Origin of the sequence: Mesorhizobium sp. B2-3-12, assembly GCF_006442205.1 — a bacterium.
In the GTDB taxonomy this organism is placed as follows: Bacteria; Pseudomonadota; Alphaproteobacteria; order Rhizobiales; family Rhizobiaceae; genus Mesorhizobium.
The window spans coordinates 258271-272888 of the sequence record NZ_VFVR01000006.1; the positions used below are offsets into that span (position 1 = coordinate 258271).

General features: G+C 63.0%; 12 protein-coding genes. 4 read left to right on the forward strand and 8 right to left on the reverse strand.

The features are described 5' to 3' along the window. Nucleotides 1-36: 36 nt before the first annotated feature. On the reverse strand, nucleotides 37-1224 hold the full coding sequence (locus FJ948_RS19100; RefSeq protein WP_140707047.1) for a glycine C-acetyltransferase: 1188 nt from the start codon (nucleotides 1222-1224) through the stop codon (nucleotides 37-39). 307 nt (nucleotides 1225-1531) lie between these two features. On the opposite strand from FJ948_RS19100, the gene FJ948_RS19105 reads away from it, so the two are divergent. Together FJ948_RS19105 and FJ948_RS19110 are read left to right on the forward strand one after the other, a co-directional pair. Continuing rightward, on the forward strand, nucleotides 1532-3604 hold the full coding sequence (locus FJ948_RS19105; RefSeq protein WP_140707049.1) for an EAL domain-containing protein: 2073 nt from the start codon (nucleotides 1532-1534) through the stop codon (nucleotides 3602-3604). 102 nt (nucleotides 3605-3706) lie between these two features. Continuing rightward, on the forward strand, nucleotides 3707-4411 hold the full coding sequence (locus tag FJ948_RS19110; protein ID WP_246677547.1) for a polysaccharide deacetylase family protein: 705 nt from the start codon (nucleotides 3707-3709) through the stop codon (nucleotides 4409-4411). An 18-nt stretch (nucleotides 4412-4429) separates the two neighbouring features. Here FJ948_RS19110 and FJ948_RS19115 read toward each other — a convergent pair whose 3' ends face one another. Next, complete coding sequence (locus FJ948_RS19115; RefSeq protein ID WP_140707053.1) at nucleotides 4430-4858, reverse strand: MarR family winged helix-turn-helix transcriptional regulator; 429 nt, start codon at nucleotides 4856-4858, stop codon at nucleotides 4430-4432. A gap of 115 nt (nucleotides 4859-4973) precedes the next feature. On the opposite strand from FJ948_RS19115, the gene FJ948_RS19120 reads away from it, so the two are divergent. Further along, nucleotides 4974-5381, forward strand: coding sequence for a hypothetical protein (locus tag FJ948_RS19120; protein ID WP_140707055.1), 408 nt, complete (start codon nucleotides 4974-4976; stop codon nucleotides 5379-5381). Between the two features lie 123 nt (nucleotides 5382-5504). Here the strand turns inward: FJ948_RS19120 and FJ948_RS19125 are convergent, their stop codons facing one another. Continuing rightward, a complete protein-coding gene (locus tag FJ948_RS19125; protein ID WP_140707057.1) occupies nucleotides 5505-7550 on the reverse strand; it encodes an NADH:flavin oxidoreductase in 2046 nt (681 codons plus the stop codon). 56 nt (nucleotides 7551-7606) lie between these two features. On the opposite strand from FJ948_RS19125, the gene queF reads away from it, so the two are divergent. Continuing rightward, nucleotides 7607-8068, forward strand: a complete 462-nt coding sequence (gene queF / locus FJ948_RS19130) for a preQ(1) synthase (RefSeq protein WP_140707058.1) — start codon at nucleotides 7607-7609, stop codon at nucleotides 8066-8068. Between the two features lie 8 nt (nucleotides 8069-8076). On the opposite strand, the gene FJ948_RS19135 is transcribed toward queF, so the two are convergent. The 5 genes from FJ948_RS19135 to FJ948_RS19155 all read right to left on the reverse strand — a co-directional run bounded on the left by FJ948_RS19135 (nucleotide 8077) and on the right by FJ948_RS19155 (nucleotide 14615). Next, nucleotides 8077-8685 carry a hypothetical protein gene (locus FJ948_RS19135; RefSeq protein WP_140707060.1) on the reverse strand — a complete coding sequence of 203 codons (609 nt, stop codon included), beginning with the start codon at nucleotides 8683-8685 and terminating at the stop codon, nucleotides 8077-8079. Nucleotides 8686-8689: 4 nt separating this feature from the next. Then, complete coding sequence (locus FJ948_RS19140; protein ID WP_140707062.1) at nucleotides 8690-9169, reverse strand: DUF3828 domain-containing protein; 480 nt, start codon at nucleotides 9167-9169, stop codon at nucleotides 8690-8692. Between the two features lie 143 nt (nucleotides 9170-9312). Further along, nucleotides 9313-11295 carry an FAD-dependent oxidoreductase gene (locus FJ948_RS19145; RefSeq protein WP_140707064.1) on the reverse strand — a complete coding sequence of 661 codons (1983 nt, stop codon included), beginning with the start codon at nucleotides 11293-11295 and terminating at the stop codon, nucleotides 9313-9315. A gap of 73 nt (nucleotides 11296-11368) precedes the next feature. Beyond that, entirely contained in the window at nucleotides 11369-13018 is a 1650-nt protein-coding gene (locus tag FJ948_RS19150) for an ABC transporter substrate-binding protein (RefSeq protein ID WP_140707066.1), read from the reverse strand. Between the two features lie 46 nt (nucleotides 13019-13064). Further along, complete coding sequence (locus FJ948_RS19155; protein WP_140707068.1) at nucleotides 13065-14615, reverse strand: trimethylamine methyltransferase family protein; 1551 nt, start codon at nucleotides 14613-14615, stop codon at nucleotides 13065-13067. Nucleotides 14616-14618: the final 3 nt, after the last annotated feature.

The window sequence follows — 14618 nt, forward strand, 5'->3', positions numbered from 1 at the left end:
CCTTGAATCTCTTGATCCGGAGCAGCTTTTCGACGCTCAGGAAATCACGCCCAATTCCCTGCCGACCGCGCCGAAGGCCTCCACCGCGCGGTCAATGTCGACAGTGGAATGCGCCGCCGACATCTGCGTGCGGATGCGCGCCTGGCCCTTCGGCACCACCGGGAACGAGAATCCGATGACATAGATGCCGCGCTTCAGCATGCGCGCCGCCATCTCCTGCGCCAGCGTCGCATCGCCCAGCATCACCGGGATGATCGGATGATCCGCGCCTGCCAGCGTGAAGCCGAGCTTGCCCATCTCGGACCTGAACCGTGCCGCATTGGCATATAGGCGCTCGCGCAAGGCATCGCCATTGCGGATCAGGTCGAAGACCTTGATCGAGGCGCCGGCGATCGCCGGCATCAGCGTGTTGGAAAAGAGATAGGGCCGCGAGCGCTGGCGCAGCCAGTCGACCACCTGTTTCTTGCCGGACGTATAGCCTCCAGAGGCGCCGCCGAGCGCCTTGCCGAGCGTGCCGGTGATGATGTCCACCCTGCCCTCGACGCCGCAATGTTCCGCCGAGCCCCGGCCATTCTTGCCGACGAAGCCGACCGCATGGCTGTCATCGACCATGACCATGGCATCGTACTTTTCGGCGAGATCGCAGACGCCCTTCAAATTGGCGATGATGCCGTCCATGGAAAACACGCCGTCGGTGGCGATCAGCCGGAAGCGGCAATCCCTGGCTTCCTTCAACCGCGCTTCCAGATCGGCCATGTCGTTGTTGGCGTAGCGGAAGCGTTTGGCCTTCGACAGCCGGACACCATCGATGATCGAGGCGTGGTTGAGCGCGTCGGAAATGATCGCGTCCTCCTCGCCCAGCAGCGTTTCGAACAGGCCGCCATTGGCGTCGAAGCAGGAGCCGTAAAGGATGGTGTCGTCCATGCCGAGGAAGGATGAAATCGTCGCCTCGAGCTGCTTGTGCTCCTCCTGCGTGCCGCAGATGAAGCGCACCGAGGCCATGCCGTAGCCGTAGCGGTCGAGCGCCTGCGTGGCCGCCGCGCGTAGGTCCGCGCTGTCGGCGAGGCCGAGATAGTTGTTGGCGCAGAAATTCAGCACCTTCTCGCCGCCGACCTCGATTTCGGCCGACTGCGTCGAGGAAATCACCCGCTCGGACTTGTAAAGGCCGGCGGATTTCAGCCCTGCAAGCTCGCTGTCGATGTGGGAGAGAAATGCTGCGGTCATGATCAGGCCTCGTTTGACGTGGGCAGACTGTCGTCCCGCCCGCGCAAAAAATCCATCGCAAAAGCGACCGCAAGGGGTGGCCGGGCAGCATCAGCTGGGCGCAATGGACATTGCCCAAGTGATCGCCCGGCACGCATGGATTGACGAATGCTCAAATGCGGGCCGGCCACGAAAGAACCCGATAACCATTTCGCGATCTTTCCGCTCCTCCCCCTTGCCGGCCAGCCGTCGACTTCCGGTCCTGTTAACGTTTGCAGTTCAATGGTGCTCATACAGAAATCCGTTGGCTAGAGGGCCGCCCCCGAACATGTCTCAGCAGCCGGTGCAAACCGTTTCAGGCAAGCTCATACTGCTGATCAAGGCTGGCTACTGGCTGGCGCTGCTGATCATTGCCGCCATGGTGGCGGCCTCCTTCGTCCTGCTGCAGCAGACGATGGCCACGCAGCAGCACAACCACACCTTGCTCGACATCGTCGGCACGCAAAAGACGTTGTCGCAGCGCATCGTCTTCCTTGCCAGCGCGACGGGCGTCGCCTCGCGCGACAAGCAGCCGGCGCTGGTCAGCGCGCTGAAGCAGGCTACGGCGGAGTTCGAGACGAACTACGATCTGCTGCTCAAGCAGACAGGCGCGGATCCGGAATCGCCAGCCAAGCGCGATGCGAAGTCGATCGAGAGCGTGCTTTTCGCCAAACCCTTCCATCTCGACTATTTCTCGGTCGGCCTGATCGCCAATGGCGACCGTCTGATCTCGGCGCTGGAATCGCAGCTCAACCTTGGCGACAATGGCGGCTACAAGGGCGGCGCCGAACGCGTCAACCTCGATGCCTCGGTCGCCAATGCCACACTGTCCGGCTATGCCGCGCTCGGCCAGCGCATCAGCGCCGATGCCGACGAGCGCTCCGAAAAGCTGCTTACCCTCCACCGCACGCTGTTCTACGCCACCCTCGGCGTGATCCTGCTGGTGGCGCTGTTCATCTTCAGGCCGATGTCCAACGCGATCCTGCGCAAGACCCGTGAACTGGTCGAGGCGCGCAATTCGATGGCCTTCATCGCAGTTCATGACGGGCTGACCGGCCTGCACAACCGCACCTTCCTGACCGACCATTTCGAGACGCTGATCAAGGGCGCGCACCGGCGACGCGAGCGGCTGGCCGTCGTGCAGCTCGACCTCGACCGGTTCAAGCAGATCAACGATACGCTCGGCCACGCCGCCGGTGACTATGTGCTGGTGGTGACGGCGCAGCGCATGCGCGATTCCTGCCGGGCGTCGGATCTCTGCGCGCGGCTCGGTGGCGACGAATTCGTGATGATCCTCAACGGAGCCGGCAGCACCGAGGACATCAACATGCTGGCCCGGCGTATCCTGGCGCATATCAACGAGCCGATCGTGTTTCAGGGCACCACCATTCTTCCGGGCGCCAGCGGCGGTATCGCGGTCTATCCGATCGACGCCGACAATGCCCAGGACCTGCTGGTTCATGCCGATCTGGCGCTTTACTCGGCCAAGAAGATGGGCGGCGGCAACTTCTCGTTCTTCTCGGAGGAATTGCGCAGGGAACTCGACTACCGCAAGCAGCTCGAACACGACATCAAGGTCGCCATTTCCGAAAAGGCGTTCCAGGTCTATTTCCAGCCGCAGGTTTCGCTGACCAACGGCACCATCAGCGGCATCGAGGCGCTGGTGCGCTGGAACCATCCCGAACGCGGCATGATCTCGCCGGGTGAATTCATCCCGGTTGCCGAGAAATGCGGGTTCATGCCTGAGATCGGCCGCATCGTGATCAGCAAGGCGATCAACGAGGCCGCCGAATGGAACCGTGCCGGGATTGCTTTCGGACGGCTTGCCGTCAATGTCTCGGGCACCGAGTTGCGCGAGCACGATTTCGATGTGTTTCTGTTCGGGACGCTGGAGAAAGCGGGGCTGCCGCCGCAGAAACTGTCGCTCGAAATCGTCGAATCCGTCATTCTCGACGACGAGAAGACAGGGATCGCGGCGAAGCTGCGTCAGATCAGGGCCGCCGGCGTCCATCTGGAGCTTGACGACTTCGGCACCGGCTATGCTTCGCTGAGCCACGTCAACCCGAACGAGATCGACCGGCTCAAGATCGACCGCCGCTTCGTCCAGAACATCCATGAGAATGGCGACAACTCCAAGATCGTGCGCGCCATCACGGAGCTTGCCCGGGGGCTGGGCATTTCCATCGTCGCCGAGGGCGCCGAAACCGAGGCGGAGCTCGACTCGCTGATGGCGATCGGCTGCGACCAGGTGCAAGGCTATTCCATCGCCTTCCCGATGCCGCATGACAAGGCGCTCGAATGGCTGACGGCCCGTATGCCGAAGAAGGCCAGGCTGACAGTCCTGCAGGGCAGCCTCGCGTAAACCGGACCATCCTTGACAAGCAGCCGGGGAAATGGCGGCCTGTGCCGATCGCAGGGGGTGCGGCCCATGACATTCTTTTGGTTTGCCCTGGCGGCCATTTTGATGTCCGCGCTGCCAGCCTACGGGGCGGATCGCACCATCTATCTCACCTTCGACGACGGACCGCTGAACGGCACAAGCAATATCCTCGACGTGCTGGAGGCGGAGCAGGTACCCGCAACGCTGTTCATGGTCGGCATGCATGCGCAGGCCAGTGCTTCCAACGGAAACCTGGTGCGGCGCGCCAAGGCGATGCCGTTGGTGACGATCGGCAACCACAGCTACAGTCACGCCTACAATCACTACCGGCATTTCTATGGCGATACCGAAGGCGTGGTGGCCGACATGCTCAGGGCCAACACCGTACTGGGCCTGAAGCCGGAAGTGCATGCGCGCCTGCCGGGGCGCGATGTGTTCCGGCTGCCGTCGATGTCAAAGAACGACAATTCGCTTGGGCAGGCGCAGGCAGGGCGTGAGGATCCCGACTATGAGTTCGTCGCGGCTTCCGGCTTCTATCTCTACGGCTGGGATCACGAATGGGTGCACAAGGACAGCGGCGAGCCGGTGCAGAGCGTCGACCATCTGGTCAGCGAGATCGATCATCTGTTCGGCTATGGCCATTTCGCCAAACCCGGCAAGCTGATCCTTTTGATGCATGACGAGATGTTCCAGGACGGCTTCGACGGCAAGACGCAACTGACCAACCTGATCACCGCGCTGAAGCTGCGCCATTACGCCTTTGGAAAAATCCCAAGCTATGACGACTGAGCCATCAGGCCGGCACTCCTAGCTCTCCACATTCTCCCGCAATACGGCCAGCACCTGCGCAAACTCCGCCAGACGCTCGTCAGGCAGTCCTGTGCGCAGCCGCTTGTCGAAGACAAGTGCCGCTTGCCGCAATCTCTCGAACAGCGCTTCTCCAGCCTCCGTCAACTCGACCAGATGAACCCGGCGGTTGACGGGATCGCGCCGCCGCGTCAGCAGGCCCTGCGCCTCCATCGCATTGAGATGATGGGTCAGCGTCGCACCCTGGATGCCGATCATGCCGGCAAGTTCGCGTTGATTGGCAAGCTCGCTCGACTTAACCGAAAGCAGCGTGAGCCAGACCGGCAATGTGCCGCCTGCCTCGACCAAGGCGGCGTCGAAAGCCTGAGCGACAAGCTTTGCGGTGCGGCCGAGATTCATGCCGACCGGCGGGCGTTCAAAAGGCGTCATCGCCGGACACTAGACGGTGTTTTCGCAGGATGGAACAAGCTTCGCTTTGTACATTGACATCTAATGATTAGATATCTAACTATTGCATATGACGAGCGAGAGAAGGATAGCCGGCATGCAGTATGTCTACATCGTCGTGATCGGCCTTCACGTCGTGGCCGGAGTGTTCTGGGCCGGCACCACCGTCACGCTTGCCCGCGATCCCGAGATCAAGGCGGAACGCTTCATCCGGCCGCAATTGGGCGCGGCCGGCATGGTTTTCCTGACCGGAGCGCTGCTGTGGTATTTATTTCACGGCGCCTATTTCGGCTCGATGGAAATGGTGCTGGCGCTCGGCATCCTGACCGCATCCGCCGCCGCCGGCGTGCTCGGCGCCATGGTCAGGGCGCCCAGCCGGCGGCTTGCCGGCGCCAGTGCGGATATCGAAACCCAACTGCGCGCCAGAATGGCCATGGGCGAACGCATTGCCGCAAGGCTGCTGGCGATCACCGTGCTGTGCATGGCGGTCGCCAGGATGGTTTGAGCACCAACCCACAAGATCGCACGTTGTCAGGCGACAAGCCAAACGTGCGGGCGCGCGGCCAGGCCGGCATACAAGGGCTCTCGTAGGCAGGTCCGACCGCGCGCCACCATTTTCTTGATGGGTTCAGATTCGCAGGCCGAACCTTATCCCGTCATAGATGGCGGCATGAATGTTGCGCGAGGCGACAGCATCGCCGATCCGCAACAGCACAAAAGATCCTTGGGGATTGCGCGCCGGGAAAATGTCGCCCCCTTTGACCAGACGTTCGTAGTCGACCGCGCCACCGTTCTTCGACAAGGGTTTCAGCGAGAGATAAAGATCGTCGAGCGGCGCCGTGCCGTGCTCGACCACCACCTGGTCGACACGTCGTTCGCCGCGCCAGCCATCGGCAAAATCCGAAGCGAGTTCAGCGACCAGTTGATTGCCCTCGCGTCGCACCGAGCGCAGGCGCGTGTTGATGGTGACGGTCACGCCCTTCTCATGGAAGGCCCTGACATAGGGCACGTGGTTCATGCCGCCCATTTCGGGAGCGAAGAACCGCTCTGGCGAAACCAGTTCCAGTCTCGAGCCGCTGTTGGCGATCAACTCGGCCGCCCCCATGCCCTGATGGCCGCCATTGTCGTCATAGAGCAGGACATTCTCGGCCGGCTTGACGCTGCCGGCCATGATGTCCCAGCTCGACGTGACGAGGTTGTCGCCGGACACCAGCGGCGGGTTCCGCGGCAGGCCGCCGGTTGCGACGACCACCACGTCGGGCACCAGGGCCAGAACATCCTCCTGCTCCGCCCAGGTGTCGTATCGTATCTCGACACCGAGCCGATCGAGTTCGGCCAGGCGCCAGTCGATGATGCCGATCAATTCCTTGCGGCGCGGGTTCTGGGTCGCCAGACGGACCTGGCCACCGGCCTGGCTAGACGCCTCCAGCACCGTCACCTGATGGCCGCGCTCGGCCGCGACCCGCGCAGCCTCCAGTCCGCCGGCCCCGGCGCCAACGATGACGACCTTCCGCTTGGGCCCTTCGGCCTTGACGATGATATGCGGAATATCGGCCTCGCGGCCGGTCGCCGCGTTGTGGACGCACAGCGCCTCGCCGCCTTCATAGATGCGGTCGAGACAATAGGTGGCGCCGACGCAGGGGCGGATCTCGTGCTCGCGGCCCTCCATCACCTTCTTGATGATGTGCGGATCGGCGATGTGGGCACGCGTCATGCCGACCATGTCGAGCTTGCCGGTGGCGATCGCATGGCGCGCGGTGGCGACGTCGGAAATGCGCGCCGCGTGGAAGGTCGGGAATTTTGTTGCCGCCCTCACCTCGCCGGCGAAATCGAGATGCGGCGAAGAGCGCATCCCGGCCACCGGGATGACCTTGGTCAGTGCCGCGTCGCTTTCGATGGAACCACGGATGATGTTGAGGAAATCGACCTTGCCGGACGACGCGAGCCGCCTGGCGATCTCGACGCCTTCCTCCTTCGACAGGCCTTTGTCGAAATCCTCGTCGGCGACCATGCGGATGCCGACGACGAATTTCTCGCCAACCGCCGACCGCACCGCATCGAGCACCATGTTGGTGAAACGCAGCCGGTTGTCGAGCGAACCGCCATACTCGTCGTCGCGATGATTGGTGGCGGGCGACCAGAAGCCGTCCATCAGATGGCCGTAGGATTCGAACTCGATGCCATCCAGCCCGGCCGCCTGGCAGCGCTGCGCGGCCGAAGCATAGTCGGCGACGATGCGTTCGATGTCCCACTCCTCGATGGTCTTGGGGAAGGCACGGTGCGCCGGCTCGCGCACCGGCGAGGCTGAAAGCACCGGCAGCCAGTCAGCCTTGTTCCAGCCGGTGCGGCGGCCGAGATGGGTGATCTGGATCATCACCTTGCAGTCGTGTTCGTGGCAGGAATCCGCCAGTTCAGCCAGCCACGGCACGATGCGGTCGTCATAGACATGGAGATTGCCGAAAGCGGCCGGGCTGTCGCGCGATACGATGGCCGAGCCGGCGGTCATGGTCAGCGCCATACCGCCCCTGGCCTTTTCTGCATGGTAGAGCCGATAGCGTTCCTTCGGCATGCCGTCCTCCGAATAGGCCGGCTCGTGGCTGGTCGACATGACCCGGTTCTTCAGCGTCAGATGCTTGAGCTGGTAGGGTTGGAGAAGCGGGTCGTTGCTGGTCATCGTCTTCCTGCCGTTTTAATTTGTGCTAATGAGCGGCAAATCCAAGGAAACCGCTCATGATCGATACCAAAAACCTTACCCAGCTCGGCACACACGTCGAGACGCCACAGAGCCCCGAAGTCGCGATCCTGGAAACCGTGCCGTTTCAGCGCGGTGACGGACCGCCGGCGATCGTGCGTTTCACCGTCCCGGAATTCACCTCGCTCTGTCCGGTGACCGGACAGCCGGATTTCGCCCATATCGTCATCGACTACGCACCCGATGCGGCCTTGGTGGAATCGAAGTCGCTCAAACTGTTCATGACCTCGTTTCGCAACCATGGCGCTTTCCATGAAGACTGCACGGTGATGATCGGCCGTCGCATTGTCGCCGCGACCAAGCCGCTCTGGTTGCGTATCGGCGGCTATTGGTATCCGCGCGGCGGCATTCCGATCGATGTCTTCTGGCAGACCGGCGCGCCGCCCGAAGGCGCCTGGCTGCCGGACACCGGCGTGGCTCCCTATCGCGGGCGGGGATAACTCGACGATCATTCGCACTGGTACTGGCTGAGCGCCCATTCGCCGGTCACCGACAACAGGTCCGATATCTTCCACTCGCCGCCAACCTTCTTGAACTTCCATTCGAGGCGATGCGGGTTGCCGGCGACGACGAAGGCGACGATGACCTTGGCCTGGTCGCCATTGATCGCCTCAAGCGTCTTCAGGCTCTTGTCGATCTCGGCCTTGTCGTAGTCCGCATTGTCGAGCGCCATGTTGGGGTCCAGGCATTCGCCTTGCCCGGACTTGCGCAAGGCATCGCTCTTGTCGAGCACGGTTTTTGCCGGATCGACAAAATGGCTGCGTTGCGACGGATCGATCTCCAGGTTGACCTGATCGTAAAACGGCCGCACGACCGCCGTCGGCGATCCCGGCTGAATGGGGGCGGCTGGTTCGCTCGGCGGCCATGCGACAGGTGGCGTTGCCGGTTCGGCGGCGCCGCCGGGTGCCGTTGCCGGCGGCGGCCCGCTCTCGGCAGGTGCTGCCTCGGCCGGAGCATTCGCCGGCGGTGGACCCAACAGCCCCTGGGCGGCCGCGCCGTTCAAGCCCGCGGCCAGCAGGCAGATGGCCGACAAGAGCAGGAACGCGCGACCGGCCATCGCCTTACTCCGGATCCTGGCCGGCCACGCATTCGAGCTTGCTCAGTGTCCAGTCGCTGGTCTTCGAGGCGATGTCCGATATCTTCCACTTGCCCTCGACCTTCTTCAGCGACCAGTGCATTTCGCGCTGCGCATCGTCGCCTTCCGGAAACAGACTGAAATTCGCCACCACCTGCGCCGTGTCGCCATCCACCGTCTCGGACAGTTTCAAGGTCTTGGAAATGGTCTTCTGGTCGAAATCCTGCGCGTCGAGGCCAGGATCGAAGTCGATACAGGCGACCTGGTCCGGGTTCTTCTTGGTTGCCTGGTCGTTGAGGTCGAACAGTTTCGTCACCGGCTCGGTGAAGCGATCGCGGTATTGCGCGTCGGCCTCGAACTTGACCTGCGGAACGTAGAAAAACTTCACGGCATCGGACGCCGGGCCGGCCCAGGCCGCCGCGGGCAAAGCTATCGAAAGGGCGGCAAGGAGCACTGTCAGTCGCATGCAGAATCTCCGGCTTTTTCATGGCTTGAGGCAACCAGTACCACGCATCCTGCATATCGGCTTTTTTGCGGTTCATGAAGCCCGCGAGCGCGTCACGGCTAATGCGTGACGTCTCGACGGGACGCCCGGGAAAGGCCTCGCAATCAAAGACCAAGGGCTGCCTTGCGTCCGTCGTGGATGGCGAAAGCCGCCTGTCTGGAAGCGGTGCAATCACCGATCGAAGTGTGTGCGATGCCGCGCCTTTCGAGTTCGACGGACAGCATGTCGGCCGCCATATTCGTCGTGGCGAAGACCAGCGCATCGGCTTCGATCACCTGCTCGGTTCCGTCGAGCAGGGAAGCGACCCGGGCCGCCTTGCCATCCCATTCAACAACGGCGCTCTCGGTGACGAACCGCACGTTGAGCTTGGCAAGCGCCCGACGCAGCGGCGCGTCGACGGCCATTCGCTGCAACTCTTTGCCAACCAGGGCGTCCGGGGTCACAAGCGTCACATTGTGCCCGTCCTCGGCGAGTTTCCAGGCGGTGCCGCAGCCTTTCCAATTGCCGCCGTCGTCCAGCACAAGCACACGTTTGCCCGGCCGCGCTTCCCTTGCCATCACCGCTTCGGCGGAGAAAACCGGGCCGCCGCCTGGAATCGTTTCCCACTGCGGCAAGGCCCGTTGGAAAGCGCCGTCTGGCGGCATCGAGCCGGTCGCGACGATGACGTGATCGACGCCCTCGCGCTCGACATCGTCGGCTTCGACATACTGCCCGTAGCGGATGTCGACCTGAAGCTGGCCGAGCTGACGCTGGTACCAGTCGATCAGATCCAGGATCTGGGCGCGGCGCGGCTGCAAGCCGGCGAGACGGAACTGCCCGCCGAGCCGGTCGGAAGCCTCGGCCAGCGTGACGCGGTGTCCATGCTCGGCCGCGGCGCGCGCCGCTTCGAGGCCGGCTGGGCCGCCGCCGACGACCAGCACGCGTTTCGGCTGGGCGGCCGGAGCAAAGCGATCGCCGCCCCACTCCCATTCCCGCCCCGCGGAGGGATTGATGACGCAGCTGATCCAGTAGTCGCGGCTGCGCCGGCCCCAGCACATCTGGTTGCAGGACAGACAGCCGCGAATGTCCTGCGGCCGCCCGTCGGCAGCCTTTGCCGCCAAATGCGGATCGGCGATCTGGCCGCGCACGATGGAAACGAGATCGGCGCGGCCTTCGCTCAGCACGCTCTCGGCGTTCTCGGGGGTGCGGATATGGCTTTCGGCAGTGATCAACGCGTGACGCACGGTGGATTTGAGGACGGCCGCCAGGTCGGCACCGAGCTTCTCGGGATAAACAAAGGTCGGGATGATCTTGTAGAAATCGAAGTAGGAACCCGTTCCGCAGGTGACATAGTCCATCAAGGCATCGCGGTCGTGGAGGTCGACTATCTCGGCCAGTGCTTCGCGCTTGAGCGCCACTTCGACTTCCGGCTCGTCGTTGATCGCAAGACCGACGATGAAATCGTCGCCGCATTCCCGGCGAATCCGGGTCATCACCTCGCGGCTCATCCGGGTGCGGTTTTCAAGGCTGCCGCCCCATCGGTCGTCCCGGCGGTTCGACCAGGGCGTCCAGAACTGGTCCAGCATCGAATGGTAGGCCGCCCAGACCTCGACGCCGTCGAAGCCTGCCTCACGGCAGCGGCGCGCCGCCTGGACAAAGCCCTCGATCGTTTCTTCGATCTGGCGCTCGGACATCCGATGCGAACCGTCGGAGTCGTGGTAGCTCGGCAGGCCGGAAGGTGACCAACCGGCATGGAACGAATTGTCGGCGTCGGCGTGCTGGCCGACATGGTAGAGCTGCTGGATGGCGACGGCGCCGTTGCCGCGGATGGCCTCGGTCACCTTGCGAAAATGCGGGATGACGCTGTCGTCGGAAGGCCGAAAGTTGCCGCGCGTCAGTACCGCGGCCTGATGCACCGGCATCGGCTCGACCACGACCATGGCCGCGCCGCCTATCGCGCGTTCGGCGTAGTAGCCGACATGGCGTTCGGTCGGCAGGCCGTCCTCGGCCATATTGGCGGTATGGGCTCCAAACACGATCCTGTTGCGCAATGTTTTGCCGCGCAAGGTGGCCGGTTCGAACAGACGCTTGAAGACCCGGCCGGACATGCGAATTCTCTCCCTCATCGGCGGCATTGCGCCGGCGCACGGGCGCCGGCGCTGTGTGGCTGGACTTCGGGTGTCAGGCGTCCAGCCAGACGTTCTGGAGATCCATTTCGAAGGTCTGGTGAACGCCGTAGTTCTTCACCTTCTTGTTGGTGTGGCTGTAGAGCTTTTGCCAGAACGGCTGGATGATGACGCCGGAGTCCTGCAGGATCTGCTCGACATCCTTCATCACCTCCTTGCGCTTGGCGACGTCGATCAGCGACAGCGCCTGCTTGAGCTTGGCGTCGAAATCGGGATTGGAATAGGCCGATTCATTCCAGGCCTCGCCGGTGCGGTAGCCCAGCGCCAGCACCTGGACGCCGAGGGGGCGCATGTACCAGATGGTCATCGAATAGGGATATTTCGTCCAGTCGTTCCAGAAGGTCGAGCCCGGCAGCACCGTGCGCTTGACCTTGATGCCGGCGTCACGCAACTGGCCGGCGATCGCGTCGCCAGTGTTCTTCTGCCAGTCATCCTCGATGGTGATCAGCTCGTGCTCGAAGTCGGCCTGGCCGGCGTCCGCCATCAGCTTCTTGGCGCCGGCGGCATCGCGCTCCTTCTTGGGCAACGGATAATATTCAGGATGGATCGGGCTGACATGGTGGTTCTCACCGACGGTGCCGCGCCCATTGTAACCGAGCTGCAAGACGGCATTGTTGTCGACGGCCATTTGCAAGGCATTGCGAACGCGCTGGTCGTCATAAGGCTTGTGGGTGATGTTGGTGCGGGCAACCAGCGTGGTCGCGGTCGCGACCTCCGATTTCTGCAGCCCCATCTTGTCGAGAATGTCGATGAAGTCGGCGGGGCTCTCAAAGTTGAGGTCGATCTCACCGGAATCGAACGCGTTGACCGTGGCGTTGAAGTCGGTGCCGTAGTCGATGAATTCGACGCCGTCGAGCGGCGCTTCGCCACCCCACCATTTGCCGTTCTCGCGGCGCTTGACCACAGCCTTCTGGCCGACGTCATACGACACCAGCTCAAACGGTCCCGTGCCGATCGGCTTCTTGATCGGATCGGCGCCATCGGCGTCGAAATTGCGGTGCACGACGAGTGCCGGATAATCGGTGAAGTTTGGAATGAGCGAAATGTCTGGCTCCGAGAGCTTCAGCTTGACCGTGTTGTCGTCGACCTTGGTGATGGCGCCGTCCCTGGCCTTGCCGGTTTTGGCATCGATCAGCGCACCGACGCGCGCCGCCATGGAGTTGCCGGCGACGCCCTTCTCGCACCAGCGCGTCACATTGTGCACCACGTCATCTGCATTGAAAGCGTCGCCATTGTTCCAGGTGACGCCCTTGCGCACATGCAGCGTGTATTCGGTGGCGTCGTCGTTGATGTCCCAGCTTTCGAGCAGCACCGGCTCGAAGGTGAACTGCTTGGTGTAGCGCACCAGCGGCTCCAGCCAGCTGCGCGATATGTTGGCCAGCTCCACCCAGTCGTACGTGCGTGGATCCTTCTGCGCCTTGACCGCCATCGAGACGTGCAGCGTTCCACCTTTCTTCGGCTCCTCGGCAAGGGCCTGTCGTGGCGCGGCGAGACCGATCATGGCGTAGGCCAAAGCCGTCGATGCGCCAAAGGCGCTGGCCAGCGCCAGGAATTCGCGCCGGTCGATGCGGCCCGCACGCGCCTCCGTCGCCATCGCTTCGATAGCGGGCGGCACACGATCGCCGTTGCTTCTGAAAACCGTCATGTCATTCTCCCCTTGTTGTTCCCGTGAGGTCTTTGTCTGTTGTTTTTCAACTAACGCTGTCGGGCAATTTCTCCTCGCGGCGCGCGATCAAATCCTTGAGACCGTCGGCGATGCCCTCGTCGAGCTTCGGCTCCTCATAGTCGGCGAGCATGTTGCGCGCCTTCTCGCGGCCGCGCGTGTCATGGTCCTTCGCCCCTTCGGCGTTCCACTGTTCGTAGGAGTTGAAGTCCATGATGCTCGGCATGAAGAAAGCCTTCTCGAAATGCTCGAGCGTGTGCTGCGTGCCGAGGAAATGGCCCTGCGGCCCGACCTCGCGGATCGCCGCCATCGCTTCCTTGAAATCGTCGAAAGGCAGGCCCCCGGCATATTTGTACCAGCCGACAAGCTGTTCGCAGTCGGTGGCGAATTTCGAGTAACCGCAGGTGAGACCCGCCTCCAGCCATCCGGCTGAGTGCCAGATATAATTGGCGCCGGAGAGAATGGCGGCATGCATCAGCATGTTCGCCTCATAGCCGGCCTGGGCATCGTTGAGCTTCGAGCCGACATGGAAGCCGGAGGTACGCCACGGCAGTTTGTATTTCCGCGCCAGCGCGCCCATCAGATACATCATCTGCGCGGCCTCCGGCGTACCGCCCATCGGCGCGCCGGTCTTCATGTCGACCGTGACCATGAACTGGCCGTAGATTTGCGGGGAGCCCGGGCGGATGAGCTGGGTCAGGGCCACGCCCGCGAGCGCCTCGGCATTGACCTGCGCCACCGCGCCGACGGCGGAGGCCGAGGTCGATGCGCCGCAGAGCGCGAACGGCGCCAGGATCAGCGGCTGGTTGTGGCTCGCATAGACCCGCATCGCATCGATCATGGTGGCGTCCCAGACCAGCGGCGAATTGCAGTTTGTGATCGCCACCAGCACCGGGTTCTCTCTCACGAATTCCTCGCCGAAGACGATCGCAGCCATCGCCATCGTATCCTCGGCGCGCTCCTTCGACGTCACGATGCCCATGAACGGCTTGTCGGAATGTTTCAGCGCCGAATGGATGATGTGCAGATGCCGCTTCGGCACGGCGATTTCCATCGGCTCGCAGATGACCGAGCTCGAGGAATGCAGCGCCGGCGCCATGTAGGCGAGCTTGTGGAAATTGTTGAGGTCGGCAAGCGTGCCGTAGCGCCTGTTGTTATCGAGGTCACGGATATAGGGCGCGCCGTACATCGGCACGAAGATCGAGTTCTTGCCGCCGACGCGGACCGTGCGTTCGGGATTGCGCGCGTTGAGCGTGAATTCCGATGGAACTTTCGAGACGAGCTCCATCAGCAGTGCGCGGTCGATACGCACGCGCGTTTCCCTCACATCGGCGCCAGCCGCCTTCCAAAGCTCGATGGCGCCGTCGTCGCGGAATTCGCAGCCCACTTCTTCGAGGATCTTGACCGACTCCTCGTGGATCAGTTCCACCGCCTCATCGGGAACGATCTCATAGACCGGAATCTGGCGAACCAGCGTGGGAAACGAAGCGATCGGAGCGCCACGAAGCGCCTTGCGCCCGAGGCGGCCGCCACCCCGGCGATGGGTCGGTTCGGTCAGTTCGGCGGCGGGTGCGTTCATGAG

What these genes read in the sequence shown, in the direction of transcription:
- FJ948_RS19100 (WP_140707047.1), bottom strand. Translation starts at nt 1,224, where the DNA reads ATGACCGCAGCATTTCTCTCCCACATCGACAGCGAGCTTGCAGGGCTG.
- FJ948_RS19105 (WP_140707049.1), top strand. Translation starts at nt 1,532, where the DNA reads ATGTCTCAGCAGCCGGTGCAAACCGTTTCAGGCAAGCTCATACTGCTG.
- FJ948_RS19110 (WP_246677547.1), top strand. Translation starts at nt 3,707, where the DNA reads ATGTCCGCGCTGCCAGCCTACGGGGCGGATCGCACCATCTATCTCACC.
- FJ948_RS19115 (WP_140707053.1), bottom strand. Translation starts at nt 4,858, where the DNA reads ATGACGCCTTTTGAACGCCCGCCGGTCGGCATGAATCTCGGCCGCACC.
- FJ948_RS19120 (WP_140707055.1), top strand. Translation starts at nt 4,974, where the DNA reads ATGCAGTATGTCTACATCGTCGTGATCGGCCTTCACGTCGTGGCCGGA.
- FJ948_RS19125 (WP_140707057.1), bottom strand. Translation starts at nt 7,550, where the DNA reads ATGACCAGCAACGACCCGCTTCTCCAACCCTACCAGCTCAAGCATCTG.
- queF (WP_140707058.1), top strand. Translation starts at nt 7,607, where the DNA reads ATGATCGATACCAAAAACCTTACCCAGCTCGGCACACACGTCGAGACG.
- FJ948_RS19135 (WP_140707060.1), bottom strand. Translation starts at nt 8,685, where the DNA reads ATGGCCGGTCGCGCGTTCCTGCTCTTGTCGGCCATCTGCCTGCTGGCC.
- FJ948_RS19140 (WP_140707062.1), bottom strand. Translation starts at nt 9,169, where the DNA reads ATGCGACTGACAGTGCTCCTTGCCGCCCTTTCGATAGCTTTGCCCGCG.
- FJ948_RS19145 (WP_140707064.1), bottom strand. Translation starts at nt 11,295, where the DNA reads ATGTCCGGCCGGGTCTTCAAGCGTCTGTTCGAACCGGCCACCTTGCGC.
- FJ948_RS19150 (WP_140707066.1), bottom strand. Translation starts at nt 13,018, where the DNA reads ATGACGGTTTTCAGAAGCAACGGCGATCGTGTGCCGCCCGCTATCGAA.
- FJ948_RS19155 (WP_140707068.1), bottom strand. Translation starts at nt 14,615, where the DNA reads ATGAACGCACCCGCCGCCGAACTGACCGAACCGACCCATCGCCGGGGT.